We start from the raw sequence: 17151 nt of genomic DNA on the forward strand, positions 1-17151 counted from the left end.
CCAATGGCGACAAAAAACAAGCCTAGGGTCAGCTGACGAGTCGGGGCTGATTTTCCAGCCTACACCGGAGATTCGCTGATGCCGACTGGAAGAAAACCCCATAAAACAAGCACCCATCATGCTCATTCTCAGCGCTTAACGATCGCCACCACTTCGCGCATTGTCCTAAAGAGCCATCTATGCCTTTTTCACCCATGCGAAAAACATGGCTCCTGCTCAGTGGAGCGCTCACGGCTACGGCCTGGGGTGCGAACCCGAGCTTTTTCCGAACACCGGCGCTTCATGGCGATCAAGTGGTTTTCACGGCGGAAGGCGACCTCTGGAAGGTTCCCGTCGATGGCGGCCAAGCAATGCGGCTGACCTCCCACCCCGGCACTGAATCCAATGCTAAAATTTCCGCCGACGGGAAATGGATCGCCTTTTCGGGCCAATACGAAGGTCCAACTGAAGTCTACGTGATGCCGATCGACGGCGGCTTGCCCAAACGGCTCACTTGGAGCGGCGAAGGTTCGATTCCAGTTTCCTGGACCGCTGATGGCAAAGTCCTGTGCTCGACGACCGCCTATTCCACCCTGCCGAACGAGCAACTCGTTGCGATCAACCCTCAAAATGCCGAGGAATCCCTGCTGCCTTTGGCCCAGGCAAGCCAAGGGGTGATGGACGAAACCGGCCGCTTGTTCTTCACCCGCCTCGGCAACCAGTCGAGCAGCACCAAACGCTACCACGGAGGAACCGCCCGCAATCTTTGGCGCTATGATCCCGGCGGCAGCGAAGCGGTTGCCTTGACCGCAGATTTCACCGGCACCTCGGAAAATCCACTCTGGTCTAACGATCGGCTTTATTTTCTAACCGATCGCTCGGGATCGATGAATGTCTGGTCGATGGCCGATAATGGCAGCGATCTGAAGCAAATCACGAAATACACCGATTTCGCAGTCCGCAATGCCGATCTCGACGGTGGACGATTGATCTATCAGTACGCCGGAAGCTTGCATTTGCTGACTTTGGTCGATGGCAAAGACACGGAAATCCCCATCACACTGCCGTCGGATTTCGATCAAACCCGGCTGAACTGGGTTGATAAACCGATGGACTACCTGACCCGCTTCAGCGTTTCCCCCAATGGGGATCGGGTTGTTCTAACAGCTCGTGGCTCCGTTTTCGTCGCACCGGTAAAACCTGGCGGCCGTTTTGTTGAAATCACCCATCCGGATCGTGGCCGTTATCGTGAGGCGACCTTCATGCCGGACGGCAAATCCTTGATCGCGCAAACCGACGAAACCGGTGAGATCGAAATGGTGCGCCTTCCCGCAAATGGAATCGGCAAGCCAGAACTGCTCACCAATGACGGCACCATCTTCCGTTTCGCGCCTGTCGTATCACCAGATGGCCGCTGGATTGCCTGGGAAGACAAAAACCTGGAGCTGTGGGTCCGCGATCTCACGGCGCGCACATCCACCAAGGTCAGCACTTCACCATCACGCGGATTCAGCGATCTGAGCTGGTCACCGGACAGCAAGTGGCTCGCCTTTGTTGAGCCGGCTGAAAACACATTCCCGAAAATCCGCATTTATCGTCCGGCAGACGGAACACTCGTCGACGCCACCTCGGATCGGGTGATGAGCAGTTCACCGACTTGGTCGGGCGACGGCAAATGGCTCTACTTCCTGAGCGATCGGGAACTCAGGTCCTTGGTGCAATCGCCATGGGGGCCGCGTCAACCGGAGCCATATTTCACGGAGAGCACCCGCATTTACGCCCTCTCATTAAAGGCAGGTGAACGCTTTCCATTCACTCCACCCGATGAACTGCATCCAGCGGACAGCAAGGAAAAACGGGATCATAAACCGGACGATGAAAAGAAACCGGATCAGGATGAGGCACCATCCATTGACATCGACCTCGATGGCCTGGCGACCCGGTTGTTTGAAGTCCCGGGCGTTTCCGGCAACCTCTCCGATCTGCAGGCAGTCGGCAAATTCCTGTTCTATCAAACCCGCTCTACCGGCAGCCGCGGCGACCGCAGGCTGATGCGGCTTGATATTTCATCCGACTCGCCGAAGGCCAAAGTCTTCGCCGACGGATACCGGAACTATGAGTTCTCCACCGACCACAAGCAGATCGTCATCAACAAGGGCAACGGCCTATTCGTTGCGAAAACTGAAGCCGAAGCGCCAGCGAAATTGGACCAGCCCGTGTCGCTCAATGCCTGGTCACTTGCTGTCGATCCGAAAGAAGAATGGCACCAAATCTATCAGGAATCCTGGCGCATGTTGCGCGACTATTTCTACGATCCCAAGATGCACGGGGTGGATTGGCAGGCGATCCGGGAAAAGTATGAGCCACTCGTAGATCGTGTGGCGGATCGTTCCGATCTTTCCGAAATCCTATACGAGATGGCCGGCGAACTCAGCGCGCTGCACATCTTTGTCCGCTACGGCGACACCCGCCACGGTGAGGATAACATTCAGCCGTCCTCCCTGGGTGCGCGTCTCTCCAAGGACGTGGCAACCGGTGGCTGGAAAGTGGATCACATTTTCAAAACCGATCCAGACTACCCAGGTGAGACGAGCCCCTTGGCAAGCCCGGGAATTGAGATTTCCGAAGGTGACATCATCACCGCCATCAATGGCCGCGATCTGTCGGGCGTCGAACACCCTGAAGAGCTGTTAGAACAGAAGGCCGGACAGAAAGTCCTGCTCGAAGTCGAAGCGGGCCAGGGCGCAGCGCGCAGGAATTTCATCGTCGAGCCACTTGATCCGCGCTCAGCTGCCGATCTTCGCTACAACGAATGGGAATACACACGCCGCCAGGAAACTGAGCAAAAGAGCGACGGAAAAATCGGTTATGTGCACCTGCGTGATATGGGCAGTGGCAGTATCCTTGAGTGGGCACGAGACTTCTACCCCGTGTTCAACCGCCAGGGCTTGATCATCGATGTTCGCAATAATCACGGAGGAAATACCGACTCATGGATTCTCAGCCGACTGATGAGAAAAGCGTGGTTCTACTGGTCCCCACGGGCTGGGCAATCCTACTCGAACATGCAGTTTGCTTTCCGCGGTCATGTGGCCGTTCTCTGCAACGAATGGACCGCAAGCGATGGCGAGGCTTTCTCCGAAGGGGTCAAACGACTCGGACTCGGCAAGGTCATCGGCACCCGCACTTGGGGAGGCCAAATCTGGCTGAACTCGCAACGCTGGCTCGTCGATAACGGCATGTGCACCGCAGCTGAAATCGGTGTCTATGGCCCTGACGGAGATTGGTTGATCGAAGGCACCGGAGTTGAGCCTGACATGAAAGTGGACAATCTTCCGCACGATACGTTCCAGGGTAACGATGCCCAGTTGAATGCAGCAGTGGATTACCTCAACCAACGCATCGCCGAAGATCCGAGGCCGATGCCGCAAGCGCCGCCGAAGCCTGACAAATCCAAACCGGATTGGTGATCACCCGATCATCTAACAATCCCTAACAAACTGCAGCGGCAGTTCGATGTTCACCCATCGGACTGCCGCTTTTTATTGGATCGAAATCATGCCAACTCCGGCAGCGCCTCGGTCTGGGAATCTTGTGCTTTCTGCCGTTTCGTCAGACGGTCAAAGAACAAATAAACCACAGGTGTGGTAAACAGGGTCAGCGCCTGGCTGAGCACCAGCCCGCCGACGATGGCAAAACCAAGCGGCTGCCGCAGTTCCGAGCCGTCACCATGACCGAGCGCGAGCGGAATACCACCGATCATGGCGGCTATCGTTGTCATGGTGATCGGTCGGAAACGTTTGATGCACGCTTCAAATATCGCCTCATGGGGTGCAAGTCCGCGTTCACGTTCCGCCTCGATCGCGAAGTCGATCATCATGATCGCATTCTTTTTCACGATTCCGATCAGCAGGAGAATTCCGATGATTGCAATCACTCCAACATCATGACCTGAGATCCAGAGGGTGAGCAGTGCCCCCAATCCTGCGGATGGCAAAGTCGACAGGATCGTCAACGGATGGATGAAGCTTTCATAAAGCATGCCGAGAATGATGTAGATCGCAATGATCGCAGCGAGAATGAGGTAAGGCTGTGATTTCAGCGAGGATTGGAATGCTTCCGCGCTTCCCTGGAACGAACCTGTTAGACTCGCGGGAAGCCCCATTTCAGCTTCCGCCCGGTCGACGGCTGCAACTGCTTCACCCAATGACACACCGGGTGCGAGGTTGAACGAAATGGTGACCGCCGGATATTGCCCAAGATGATTCACGGACAGTGGCTTTGGCACTCCTTTGTCAAAACGTATCAACGATGAGAGCGGCACTTGGCCGTTCGTAAGTGGCGAGGTCAGGAATATCTTATCAAACACAGACGTGTTCTCCTGCATCTCCGGCGGAACCTCGATGATGACTTTGTATTGATTGATGTCGGTGTAAAACTGCGTCACCTGCCGCTCACCGAATGCATTATACAAAGCATCATTGATCGCACTGGTTTCGATGCCAAAACGCGCTGCAGCCTGGCGATCGATATCGATATTTAATGCTGGTGCTGCCGACTCCTGATCAGACGCAGCATCGCGCAACTCAGGCAGCTTTTTCATGCGCTCCAATATTTTCGGTGCCCAGGTATTCAGCTCATTGCTGTCCGCGCTACGAAGTGTGTATTGATACTGAGTTTTCGAAATCAATCCGCCGACGTTCAAATCCTGTCTGGCTTGGAAATAAGCGGTTAGACCCGGAATTTCCTGAGTTTTCTTGCGAAGTCTCCCCATGATTTCCGTGACGGAATCGCGATCTCCCCGCTCTTTCAAGGTCACGAAATATCGGCTGGCGTTACTTCCGCCACCACCTCGCCCGCCGCCGCCAATACGACACTGAAAGGCCATCACTCCAGGGTCCGCCTCAATGATTTGACCGACCTGCTGGGTGTATTTGAACATGCGGTCGTATGACGTGTCTGGAGCCGCTTCGATCGTAACATCCATCAAGCCGGTATCTTGTTGGGGGAAAAAGCCTTTCGGCATTTTGACAAATGCATATCCGGTAAACCCGATCGCGAGCAGGAGCGTGAACAAGGTGATTCGTTGATGGCGAAACACCACACGCAAACACCGTTCATAGATCTTCTCGATGCTCTGGAAAAATCGTTCACAAAGTTGGTCAAACCATCCTCGGATGCTTTTACGATCTGGAGCGTAGTGATGCGTCAGGAATTTGCCGCACATCATGGGAACGAATGTGAGCGATACAAATCCAGAGACCAAAACCGCCACCGTCACCGTCACGGCGAACTCACGGAACAAGCGCCCGACAATCCCGCCCATCAACAGAACCGGAATGAACACCGCGATGAGTGAGAATGTGATGGAAAGGATGGTGAATCCGATTTCACCCGCGCCTTTCAATGCAGCCTGCATCGGCGACATTCCTTCCTCGATGTAACGATAAATGTTTTCCAACATCACAATCGCATCATCGATCACAAATCCCACCGAGATGGTGAGCGCCATCAGTGAAAGATTGTTCAGGCTGAAATCCAGAACATACATGATCGCGAAGGTCGCAATGATCGAAATCGGCACCACCGCGCTGGCGATCAAGGTCGCCCGGATATTTCGCAGGAACAGAAAGACCACCAACGTGACTAGGAAAACGGTCAGCACCAGGTGGAATTCCACCTCTTCCACCGATGAACGAATGGTGCGGCTGCGATCACTGAGCAACTCCACCTTCATCGCAGGGGGAATCGCCGCCTGCAATTGCGGCAGCATTTCCTTAATACGGGAAATGGTTTCAATAACGTTTGCGTCCGCTTGCTTGCGGATGATCAAGCCAACGCCACGTTTGTTGCGAACCAGTGCTCCGGATCTCAACTGCTCAGGCCCGTCCACCGCGCGACCGACATCCCTCACCCGTATCGGCGCTCCTTTTCGATAGGCCAGAATCAGATCATTGTAAGGCTCGGCCTTGAGAATTTGATCATTCGCATAAATGGAAAAGGTCTGCTTTGAGCCGTTGAGGCTGCCCTTCGGTGAATTCACGGTCGCCGAAGCAATCACGCCGCGCACATCATCCATGGAAAGGCCGAGTGAAGCGAGTTTCCCCGGATCCACTTGCACGCGGACCGATGGCTTTTGCTCCCCCATCACATCGACTTGGGCGACACCCGCGATTTGCGAAATCTGCTGGGCGATCACATTATTGCCGTAGTCACTGACCTCGGTGAGTGGTAGTACATCCGAACTCAGTCCCAAAATGAGAATCGGCGAATCAGCCGGATTCACTTTGCGATAGTTTGGCGGGCTCGGCAAATTCGTCGGCAACTGACCTGCTGCCGCGCTGATCGCGGACTGGATTTCTTGAGCGGCGCCATCGATATCGACCCCGAGATCGAATTGAACGGTGATCGACGTGCTGCCAAGTCCACTGGAAGAAGACATCTGAGTGATGCCCGGAATTTTAGCAAATTGGTTTTCAAGCGGAGTCGCCACTGACGACGCCATCGTCTCAGGGCTTGCCCCCGGCAAATTGGCGGAAACTTGAATGGTGGGAAATTCAACCTGTGGCAAAGGCGCGATGGATAACCGCGGAAATGCCACCATCCCGACTAACAGTATGGCCACCGTCATCAATGCGGTAGCGATCGGACGTTTGATGAAAGGCGCCGACATGCTCATGGCTGTTCCTCCTCCTTCGGTGAAACTTTCGAGCCTGGTTTCAGTTTGCTTTGGCCGACAACCACGACTTTTTCGCCAGCATTCAATCCCACCTCGATGACCGTGTCGTCATCCGCAGCGATGCCCGCAGTCACTCCGCGAGCTTCAACCGTCTGGTCTGATTTCACGACATAGATGAAATCGCCATCAATCCCGGGTTGCACCGCCTCGGAGGGGACTACCACACAATCCTTGCGAGTTTCGATCAAAACCCGCGCCGTCACAAATTGGCCGGGCCATAAGGTGAGCTGTTCATTCTTGAAGGTGGCCTTCAGTCGGAGAGTTCCCGTACTGGCGTCGATCTGGTTATCGATCAGCTCAAGCTTGCCCTCATCGAGAAGATCTCCGGACTCACTGAGAGCTTCGACTTTCAAGGGTGCGGCGTCAGGCTGGATGTTCTTGCCGAGCGACGAGAGGTATTTTTGCGGCAATGTGAAAATCACCGTCAACGGCTGGAGTTCGGTTAGAACCACCAGACCCGCCTCTTGATTTGCGGTGACAATGTTTCCAGCATCGACCAACCGCACCCCGGTCCGCCCGCTGATAGGTGCTCGAACCGTGGTGAAATCCAAATTCAGCTGGGCCGCTTGAATCGCGGCATCATCCGACTGCACCGCAGCAGACAGTTCCAGCACGTTCGCTTCCGCCAGCTCAAGCTGTTGCTGGCTGGCTGCGTCTTGCCGAGCCAGGCCCTTGATCCGCGCGGCATCCAGTTTTGCATTGTTGAGCCGCGCCTCATCCTGCGCTTTTTGGGCTTTCGCCTGTGCTAGAGCCGATTGGTAAGGGCGTGGATCAATCTCCGCCAGAATGTCCCCTTTTTGAACCATGGCGCCTTCGACAAAATTGACCTTTTCCAGCGATCCGCTGACACGAGGGCGAACCACCACCGTGTTAGAGGCCTGCGCCGTGCCAATGCCCGATAGCCAAACCGGCACATCCCGTAACTCCGCATCCTTCAGCACCACTGCGATCGGCCCATTTGCTCCGGCCTTCTTGGGGCTTTTGCCACCAGTCGGCTCTGGCAGCAGAAACACGCCAGCGGCGATAGCAATGAGTAGCAAGACAACCAATATCCAACGTTTTTTCATGATCGATCAGTAAGGCGGAAACCAAGCAAGTCGCGTCAAATTCCGGGAAGAACCGTGACGCGCGATTTCTAACATGGGTCGGAGTGGAATGCGTGCCGGTCCTGCGGATTTATTGTCGCAAATTGTAGTCATACGGCCCCACCTTGACACACTTTGCTACAATATTAATCGGGCTGTTTGACGGACAGCTTGTTAAATTGCCACCGATTGCTTCATGGATACCCTTCCCCACATCGCCGTCGTCGATGATCATCAGGAAATTCGCGAACTGGTCGCCCGCTATTTGGAACAGCATGGATACCAAGTCACGGAGGGAGAGAGCGCCGCAGCATTCCTAAAATTGTTAGAGACGGAAGTATTCGATCTGGTGGTCCTCGATATCATGATGCCGGGAAAAGACGGCTTTTCTCTATGCCGGGAGTTGAGGCAATTCACCCAGCTGCCCGTGATTTTCCTGACAGCGGTGGCAGAGGACGCGGATCGAATCATCGGCCTTGAAATCGGCGCTGACGACTATCTAACAAAACCTTTCAATCCTCGTGAGCTGCTAGCGCGGATCCGCGCGGTGCTCCGCCGCTCCCAAGCGGGATCACAAGAGAACCGAATCACCGTCGAACATGGAACCAAGCTCCGATTTGAAGATCGCGTGCTGGATGTCACACGCCAGGAAGTAACCGGTGACGATGGAGTTTCGATACCTCTCAGCTCCGCGGAATTCCGGCTATTAAGTGTCTTCCTGGAACATCCCGGCAAAGTCTTGAGCCGCGATGAACTTCTGGATCTAACCAGCGGCCGCGAAGCCGATGTATGGGACAGAAGCATCGACAATCAGGTGAGCCGACTTCGAAAAAAAATCGAGCTGGACCCGAAAAGTCCGTCCCTGATCAAAACTTTTTGGGGCGATGGATACTGTTTCACCGGAACTGTTTCGCGCGCATGAAACGATTCTGGATGCGCAGCCTGACAGGCCAGTGGGTGGCGTTGATCCTGCTCGCCCTTTTGATCTCGCAAATTCTGTATTCATTCATTTTCCGAGCAGAGCAGGAGAGATCGATGTTCGAGCTCCGGCGCGATGAATTTCTAGCGCGATCGGCATCCGTAGGACGCTTGGTCAAGACGGTCTCCCCGGAATTGCATGCGGAAATATTGCGGGCAACCAGCACCGGTTTGACGCGCTATTGGGTCAGCAGCGAACCTCTTGATAGCCCGATCGAATGGCAGAAAATCGCACGCGTCCACTTGCTTGAGTCATGGCGACCGCCGGAACCTAAAGAGGTTCAGATTCAGCCTGAAATCAAATGGGAAATGCTGGCCAACACCTCCCAGTTTGGCTCCGCCAATGTCCGATTGATGCAATTAAAACCCTGGAATGGCTTTGGCCTAACGGTTCCCGTATCGGATGGAGCTTGGCTGAATGCGGTAACGGCAAAGCCACAAGCGATCGCACAGCCTGCAGCGGACTATTATGGATCCCTCGCCATCACCATCCTGTTGCTTTCCTTGGTCTCGATTCTGGCCGCACGGAGAGTCGGCCTACCACTTCGTCGTCTAACAGAAGCGGCGGAATCGTTAGGTCGGGGCGAGGAAATACCAAAGCTTCCAGAAAGCGGACCGGATGACATTCGCCGACTTTCGACCGCCTTCAACCGCATGCAATCCCGGCTACGCCGTTTCGTCGAAGATCGTACCAGAATGATTGCCGCCATCAGTCACGATTTAAGAACACCGATCACTTCCATGCGTCTCCGGGCAGAGTTCATTGAGGACGAGGAAATGCGGAAACAATTCATTTCAGCACTGGATGAAATGAAAGCCATGGCCGAATCAACACTGGCATTCGCACGCGAGGACGCCACCCAGGAAGAGACGCGAGCAACTGATATGAATGCCTTGCTAGGCAGCCTTTGCGCGGATTTGGTTGAACTCGGCTGGCAGGTTGATTTCACCGAAGTGGAACGCGTGGTATATCGCTGCCGTCCCGGTGCGTTGCGGCGGGCGTTCCGCAATGTGATCGAAAACTCCATCCGCTATGGAAAGCGGGCAAGAGTCAGCTTGATCACAACCCCCGAACGACTTCAGGTCATCATTGCAGATGATGGCCCGGGCATCGCGCTGGAGGATCGTGAAAGGGTCTTCGAGCCATTCGTTCGCTTGGAAAATTCCCGAAACCGCAGCACCGGCGGAGCCGGGCTCGGATTATCCATAGCCCGCTCCATTGTCAGAAGCCATGGAGGAGATATTCAGGTGTTAGATGGTTCGAGGGTTCGCCTTTATTTACCGAATTAATATCATGACCTGGGCACTCCGGTCGATTTGGGTTGGCTCTTTGTCGAAGAGCCAACCTATCGCAAGTTCACCGAACCCGATCCAAACGAACTATCGACACCCGTGTTTTGCCGGTCGGCGAGCCGTCTACGTTGGGCGGTGCTGATTGGGCTGAGAGCAGTTGCCAGGCGCCTTCTTGCAGACGCAAGATGCCACCTGCGCGATATGAGCTGAAATCCGGCATCTTAATCCCCATCAGAGGAAAACCATATTCAGAATCTCCCTCCAGTTTCACCGATTCCAATGACAGCCAGATATCCCACGTTTTAGTCTCACCGGAAACGCTACGCACTACGGCTTCCAAAGTAGTGCCGGTATTTCGAGTCTCAAATGCCGTAGGAACCGCTGCCCATTGTGGCATCGGGAGCGTATCAGCCGCTGGGGACGATTCATTTTTATCACCGACTGGCGGTTCATATTCCGTCGGATAAATGTGCTCAAGAATCGACTCTACGGTGGACTTAGTTCCCGTTTCTACCCTCACAGCGGGTGTATTTAAAAGAGCAGCAGCATCACTCGCCAAACTGGCATCACGCCAAGCGTTGAAGTTCGAACCAGGCTTCACATCGTCCAATTGTAGGGCAAACTGCTTGGTATCGAGTTCCCAAATTTCGAGCCTCAGCCGGAATGCCACCGGCTTCTCGGAAGAGCGTTGATCGAGTATTTTTTGCGTTTGCTCATCATTGGACCTCATCTGGGTGGGCGCAAACGGATCGGATACAACTTCCGTGGGAGTGGACTCATTTGGTTTTTCCTCCTCTTGAGCCAGGAGGTTCGTGCATGGAGATAATAATCCAACTGCAACCGTAATAAGCGAGATATAGGTTTTCATGTTAATTGGCTCTGACGCATTTCTATCAAATCTATTCAACCATTTAAAAAAAGTTTACCTCAACCGATCCAAGCGCACCAAAACCAGGCGAACTTTATCTAAGGATTCATGTTTCAACTTGGGTGGAGTTGGTTGAGCAGTGAGCAAGCACCATTGACCTTCTGGGAGGCAAATCAGACCGCCTGCTCTGAAGTCTGAAAATTCTGGCATTTTCATGGCGAACTCCTTCCCGCCAAACTTGGTGTATCCGGTCAATCGGGTTTCATCCATACTAACACGCAAACGCCAAACTCCAGTCTCAGCGCTTTCGCCTTTGACCTCTGCCTCGAAGGTCGTACCCAACGAGCGGCACTCGAAATCTTTTGGTGCCATGACCCAATCCAACGGCGATTTCTTAACAGCCTCGCCTTGATCGCCCGGTGAGGGTTTGGATTTTCTTGGAATCTCAACTGATTCGTGTTCCGTCGGATAAAGTAGCTCCAGCAGGGAGGATGAAGTATTTTCTGACTTTTCTGTCGCGGACATCGCATAAACCTGAACCAACGAGACTGAATCATCTTTCAGGAGTTCACGCCGCCATCCAGCGAAGTCCGCGCCCTGCTCCATGCGATCAAGTTGCCGAACGAACTGTTTTGCATTCATCTCCCAAACTTCGAGCCTAAGTTGAAAGGCCTGCCGAGTTTCGTTCCTCCGTGACTCCACATTCTTCGCCGGAGACTCGGCGAACGGATCATCCGAATGGATCATTGCATCCGAAGATTCAGCACGGACCGAGGCTGGAGCCAGAAAACAACCCATCACGACCGCCAATCCGTAAATCCTCAATTTCATCAAGAATAAGAGACTGAGTTGGCTGACCGGAAATTCAAACCATTCTGTGGAATTGCGGATTTACCCGATAAGTTCGATTTCCTATACGTGGCCAACCCTATGAGTCCTCTGGAACCAACATTCACCCGCCGCCGCCTGATCAAGACGCTTTTCTGCTCAAGCCTGGCGATGCAGCTCAACCTGAACTCCACCGCATCGGCGGAAATGGTGCGCAATGGCGATCTGGATTTCATGGTGCTGGGAGATTTCGGCGCAGGAAACAACGACCAGAAGAAGGTGGCAGAGGCGATGGACGTGTATGCGCGCCGCCTGGGCAAAAAAGCTGATGGCATGTTCCTGCTGGGAGATAACTTTTACGGTGCGGTTCACGATGGGGTGAAATCCGAACGCTGGAAAACCGGATTTTCCGATCTCTATCCATCCCGGCGGTTCCCGAACCCATGCTGGGCGGTTCTGGGAAACCACGATTATCACGACACCATCGGCGGCGCCCAGATGCAGTTGGATTACAACGCGTTCCGCAAAGGAAAAACGCGCTGGACGATGCCTGACAATTTCTACCGTGTCGATCTCCCGGCAAAAGATCCCAAAGTCACTTTCCTGATGATTGATACCAACTGGGAACCCATCAACCGGCGCACCCACGGAGCCAATCCGCCATGCTGGATTTCCGCGGAAAAGCAGGCCGAGCAACTGGTTTGGCTGAAGCAGCAACTGGAATCCAAACGCGCTCCATTCACGGTCGTCATCGGCCACCACCCGCTTTATTCCGATGGCAATCACGGTGATACGCCCGAGCTGATCAAGGACATTGGTCCGTTGCTGGAAAAAGCGGGCGTCCATCTCTACCTCGGCGGGCACGATCATGACATGCAGCATCTTGAGCTGGAGGGCCTGCGGACCTCATTCGTGATTTCCGGGGCCGGTGGCGCAGGCATTTACCGCATCGACAAACCGCGCAAAGGCGCAGTTGCCAAATCCGAACACGGATTCAGCCATCTCTCGTTTAAAGAAGACCGGCTCTACCTCAGCCACATCGGTCTGAACGGCAAGTCACTCCACGCATTCAGCAAAGGCACGGATTTCACTTGGAAAGTGGAAGTCTGACGCCTGAGACTTGGCGCATGGAACAGCGTAGACTTGGAACAAGCGGGATCGTCGTCAGCGAAATCTGCATGGGCACGATGACCTTCGGCCAGCAGGCAGATGAAAAAACCGCGTTCCGCATCATGGATCGCTCGATCGATGCCGGGATCGATTTCTTTGATACCGCGGAGGTTTACCCGGTTCCACCAACCGCCGAGCTTGCTGGAAATACCGAGAAAATCGTCGGTCGCTGGATCAAGAAAAACCAACCGCGCGACGGCGTCATCATCGCCACCAAAATCGCAGGTGCCGCCCACGGCTGGTTCAACCCACCGGTCCGCAATGGCAAGGCCGCGCTCGATCGCCGCCACATCCGGATCGCGGTAGAAGGCAGCCTGCGCCGCCTGCAAACCGACTACATCGACCTTTATCAAATCCACTGGCCGGACCACGGAATGCGGCCCGAAGACACGCTCGAAGCACTGGATGAGCTCGTCCGCGAAGGCAAAATCCGCGCCATCGGCACCAGCAACGACAACGCCTACGGGGTGATGAAATCGCTCTGGACCTCCGATCGAAAGAACCTCACCCGGATTGATACCATCCAGAACAACTTCTCGCTCAACAACCGCCGCTTCGAGGACGAGGCCGCTGAAGTTTGCCGCCGCGAGAATGTCAGCTTGCTGCCCTACAGCCCGATCGCCGGGGGCGTTCTTGCCGGAAAATACAACGATGGCGCACTTCCAGCCGGCGCACGCTTCTCCGACTACATCGCCAACGGCGGACCACGCCAGAAAGCGATGGCCAACCGCTTTTTCAATCCACGCAGTGAGGAATCGACCAAGCGGTTCATGAAAATCGCTGCCGATGCCGGCCTGCACCCAGTCACCCTGGCCGTTGCCTGGAGCAAGCAACATGACTTCGTCGCCAGCACCATCGTCGGTGCCACCAGCGAGGATCAACTCGACCCGATTTTCGCCGCCGCGGACTTGAAGCTCGAATCGGAAGTCATGGAATCGATCGATCAAGTCAGCCGCGAAATCCCTTACCCGATGGGGTGAAATTTTAGCCAAGCATCCCTGATTTTAAACTTTCCCGAATCATAATCCGGCACTATGAGAGGCCAATGAAACTCCTCATCGTGTTGGTGGCCTTCGCCTGCTTGACTTCATGCAACACCACCATCGGGGTCGGCCGTGACATCAAGCAGGGCTACAATTGGACGAAATCGAAAATCCAAGGTTCCGGTCAAAGCGATCAGCAATACGGCGCTCCGGTTTATTAAGCTAGCCCTCGGCAGTGCTTGATACTGCTTTGGCAGAAAATCGGAACGGCTTTTGGCAATCGCCTGGCCCAACACTGATTCCAATTTTGCCGCTCACTCATATTCAGAAGCTCATCGCAGTTTCTGAAGGGCGAAAAAATGTTCGGGATTTATCCAGAATCGGGTGATTCGGTTGGCGAAATCTCTAAGCTTGGCTAAGTTTCCCGCCGATTGATCGACGTTCAATTCAACCGCGGACTTTACCTTCCCGAGCTCGACCTGTGGCTCGACCCTTGGGATGCAAAGCCGTGTGCCTTTGTTTCCCACGCGCACGCGGACCATTTCGCCCGCCACGAATCGGCCCTGTGTTCGGAAGTCACTGCTGCGTTGGTGCAAAAACGTTTTCACCTCGGAGAAAACCGCATCGAGTCGGTTCCCTTTCAAATCCCGATCATTCGCGACGGATTCAGAATCAAGCTTTTGCCTGCAGGACACATCGCTGGATCGGCGATGCTCCACGTCACCCGCATCAAGGACAACGCCTCACTGCTCTACACCGGTGATTTCAAAGCCCGGCGCGGCCGCACGGCAGAAGCTGTCAATTTCATGGCAGCCGATACGCTGATCACGGAGACGACGTTCGGTTTGCCCAGCTACGTTTTTCCGAATGCGATGGAGATCGAATCCTCCATTCTGCGGTTTGTTCACGATACCTTCGCCGATGGTGAAACGCCGGTGCTTTTCGGCTATTCCCTCGGCAAAGCCCAGGAAGCGCTCGCCTTGCTGACCGAGCACGGGATTCCCGCTCTGTTGCACCCGAACGTGGCTGCAATGACCGCGGCCTGCCGCGAGGCCGGAGTCAGTGGATTGCCGGAACCGATTGAGTTCGAAGGCCACCCGGTGGAGGGGCACGTCATCATTGCTCCGCCAAACACCGGACGATCCAAGCTGATGCGCAGCTTGAAGTCAAAACGCACGGCGATGCTGACGGGTTGGGCGATGCAGCCGGGCGCGAAATTCCGCTACCGCGTCGATGAGGTCATCCCGCTGTCCGATCATGCGGACCACCCCGGGCTGATGGAGTGCATCCAGCGTGTCCGGCCCAAACGGGTGCTCACCGTGCACGGATTTGCCAAGGAATTCGCCGCCGAGTTGCGCGGGCGAAACATCGATGCCTGGTGCGCGATGGGCGGAGACCAGCTCGAACTTTCCATCGCTCAATCCGCACAACGCCTGATCACCCAGACGGTTCCGCGTCACAACCGGGCGATCTGCTCGCTCGCCGATTTCAGCGACCTTTGCCGACTGGTTGGAGAAACCAACAGCCGCGTTGCCAAGACCGAGTTCCTTTCGAACTACCTGAAAAATCTGGAAACCGAACAGGACCTGGGACTTGCCGCAGTTTGGCTGACAGGGGAAGCGCTGCCACGCCACAACGGCCGCCGCCCGCTTCATGCTGGCTCGGCGACCATTCGCCGTGCGTTGCTGGAAATCCCCGCCGTTCGCGAAGAACGCTACCGGGAAATTTCCCTTTCACAAAATGACTCCGCTCGTACGGCACGTCTCGTACTTCAGGAAATCCCGCTCAGGCCGGAACCGCTTGACCTGCCCGGACTGGAGGCGTTTTTCATCGCGCTCAGCCAATCCAGCGGATCCATCGAGCGGATCAACCGTTTGTCGGAAAGGCTGACCAGCCTGCACCCGGCGGAGGGCGAGACCGTGGTGAAATTGTTAACCGGCGATCTGAGGATCGGACTCAAGGAGGGATTGGTCGAAGACGCCATCGCCGAGGCATTCGGCGCTGACGCTGCTGAAGTCCGCCATGCGCACATGCTGACCGGGAACATCGGAGAAACCGCGATTCTCGCCCGCCAAAAACGGCTTCATGAAGCCAGCTTGCGTCCACTGGTCCCGATCAAATGCATGCTTGCCTCACCCTTGGAGCGCGGTGAGGAGGATGATCTGCCGTTATTTGAGTCGCTGCCATTTTCCGCACCGATCTGGCTGGAACCCAAGTATGACGGCATCCGCGCTCAGCTCCACAAACAGGGCGATTGGGTCGGATTGTTCTCGCGCGACCTGCGACCACTCGATAGCGAATTCCCCGATTTGTTAGAAGCTGCGCGCAGTCTTGATGGCGACTTCGTGATGGATGGCGAGCTCATCGCCTATGCGGAAGGCCGCAAGCTCGGATTCGCGGATTTGCAAAAACGGCTGGGTCGGCAAATGGCAGGCTCCGATCTTTTTCTAACCGACCAAGGCCACGATTTTTCGGTGCCACTCCGATTCATTGCGTTCGATTTGCTTTGGCGAAACGGCGATGAATTGCTCGCACTCCCCCTCCGGGAACGGCGCGAAAGGCTGGATCAAATGCAGCTATCGCAACCATTTTCCGCGATCCAGGTGCAAGCGGCAGCCAGCACGGGCGAAATCGAATCCTTGTTCAAGCAATCCATTCAGGATGGCCACGAGGGGCTCATCGCCAAAGATCCGGAAAGCGCTTATTCACCCGGGCGGCGTGGCAAATCCTGGATCAAACTGAAAGGAGTCATGCCAACGCTCGACTGCGTGGTCGTCGCGGCCGAACAAGGCCACGGCAAGCGCTCCGACGTGCTTTCCGACTACACCTTCGCGCTTCGTGACGAGGAAACCGGCGATCTCAAAATTCTCGGCAAAGCCTATTCCGGGCTGACCGATGACGAGATCGAAGATCTAACCGATCACTTCCGCCGCTTCACCCTGCGCAAAGAGCGACGCAAGCATTTCGTCGAACCGAACCTGGTTCTTGAAATCGCATTTGATGCCATCCGTTCTTCTGCGCGACACGATTCCGGATTGGCGCTGCGGTTTCCGCGAATCAAAGCGATCCGGCGCGATAAGGCACCGGCGGAAATTGATACCCTTCAGACCGCCCGATCATTGGTTTAGCTGTACTTTGCGGAAACAATCTGCCGTGTGATCCTCCACCATGCCGACCGCTTGCATGAAGGCATACATGGTGGTGGAGCCGACGAAATTGAAGCCCGCC

12 protein-coding genes are annotated in these 17151 nt (G+C 55.1%); 7 read left to right on the top strand and 5 right to left on the bottom strand.

From position 1 onward, the window contains the following. Window positions 1–194 precede the first annotated feature (194 nt). Window positions 195–3449, top strand: a complete 3255-nt coding sequence (locus JIN85_RS12260) for a S41 family peptidase (RefSeq protein WP_200271086.1) — start codon at window positions 195–197, stop codon at window positions 3447–3449. A gap of 86 nt (window positions 3450–3535) precedes the next feature. Here the strand turns inward: JIN85_RS12260 and JIN85_RS12265 are convergent, their stop codons facing one another. Continuing rightward, window positions 3536–6658, bottom strand: a complete 3123-nt coding sequence (locus JIN85_RS12265; RefSeq protein WP_200271088.1) for an efflux RND transporter permease subunit — start codon at window positions 6656–6658, stop codon at window positions 3536–3538. Next, window positions 6655–7785 (bottom strand): efflux RND transporter periplasmic adaptor subunit, encoded by a 1131-nt coding sequence (locus JIN85_RS12270; protein ID WP_234047393.1) that lies wholly within the window; start codon window positions 7783–7785, stop codon window positions 6655–6657. Before JIN85_RS12270 ends, JIN85_RS12265 begins: the two co-directional genes overlap by 4 nt. A 214-nt stretch (window positions 7786–7999) precedes the next feature. On the opposite strand from JIN85_RS12270, the gene JIN85_RS12275 reads away from it, so the two are divergent. Together JIN85_RS12275 and JIN85_RS12280 are read left to right on the top strand one after the other, a co-directional pair. Next, window positions 8000–8725 (top strand): response regulator, encoded by a 726-nt coding sequence (locus tag JIN85_RS12275; RefSeq protein ID WP_200271090.1) that lies wholly within the window; start codon window positions 8000–8002, stop codon window positions 8723–8725. After that, the gene (locus JIN85_RS12280; RefSeq protein ID WP_200271092.1) at window positions 8722–10071 is read left to right on the top strand and encodes an ATP-binding protein; all 1350 of its coding nucleotides are present in this window, start codon (window positions 8722–8724) and stop codon (window positions 10069–10071) included. Before JIN85_RS12275 ends, JIN85_RS12280 begins: the two co-directional genes overlap by 4 nt. A gap of 67 nt (window positions 10072–10138) precedes the next feature. Here JIN85_RS12280 and JIN85_RS12285 read toward each other — a convergent pair whose 3' ends face one another. Together JIN85_RS12285 and JIN85_RS12290 are read right to left on the bottom strand one after the other, a co-directional pair. After that, entirely contained in the window at window positions 10139–10942 is an 804-nt protein-coding gene (locus tag JIN85_RS12285; RefSeq protein WP_200271094.1) for a hypothetical protein, read from the bottom strand. A gap of 54 nt (window positions 10943–10996) precedes the next feature. Continuing rightward, entirely contained in the window at window positions 10997–11773 is a 777-nt protein-coding gene (locus JIN85_RS12290) for a hypothetical protein (protein WP_200271096.1), read from the bottom strand. A gap of 87 nt (window positions 11774–11860) precedes the next feature. Between JIN85_RS12290 and JIN85_RS12295 the strand changes: the two genes are divergently transcribed. The 4 genes from JIN85_RS12295 (at window position 11861) to JIN85_RS12310 (ending at window position 17051) form a co-directional block, all read left to right on the top strand. Further along, on the top strand, window positions 11861–12880 hold the full coding sequence (locus tag JIN85_RS12295; RefSeq protein WP_200271098.1) for a metallophosphoesterase: 1020 nt from the start codon (window positions 11861–11863) through the stop codon (window positions 12878–12880). Between the two features lie 17 nt (window positions 12881–12897). Next, window positions 12898–13920, top strand: coding sequence for an aldo/keto reductase (locus JIN85_RS12300; protein WP_200271099.1), 1023 nt, complete (start codon window positions 12898–12900; stop codon window positions 13918–13920). A gap of 65 nt (window positions 13921–13985) precedes the next feature. Then, window positions 13986–14144, top strand: coding sequence for a hypothetical protein (locus tag JIN85_RS12305; RefSeq protein WP_200271101.1), 159 nt, complete (start codon window positions 13986–13988; stop codon window positions 14142–14144). A 210-nt stretch (window positions 14145–14354) separates the two neighbouring features. Then, window positions 14355–17051, top strand: coding sequence for an ATP-dependent DNA ligase (locus tag JIN85_RS12310; RefSeq protein WP_200271102.1), 2697 nt, complete (start codon window positions 14355–14357; stop codon window positions 17049–17051). On the opposite strand, the gene JIN85_RS22115 is transcribed toward JIN85_RS12310, so the two are convergent. After that, window positions 17040–17151, bottom strand: a 112-nt coding sequence (locus JIN85_RS22115) for a DNA-3-methyladenine glycosylase I (RefSeq protein WP_200271104.1), incomplete at its 5' end; no start/stop codon positions are given. The two genes, JIN85_RS12310 and JIN85_RS22115, sit on opposite strands and share 12 nt — an antisense overlap.

The sequence above is a fragment of the Luteolibacter pohnpeiensis genome, from assembly GCF_016595435.1.
Taxonomy (GTDB): domain Bacteria; phylum Verrucomicrobiota; class Verrucomicrobiia; order Verrucomicrobiales; family Akkermansiaceae; genus Luteolibacter; species Luteolibacter pohnpeiensis.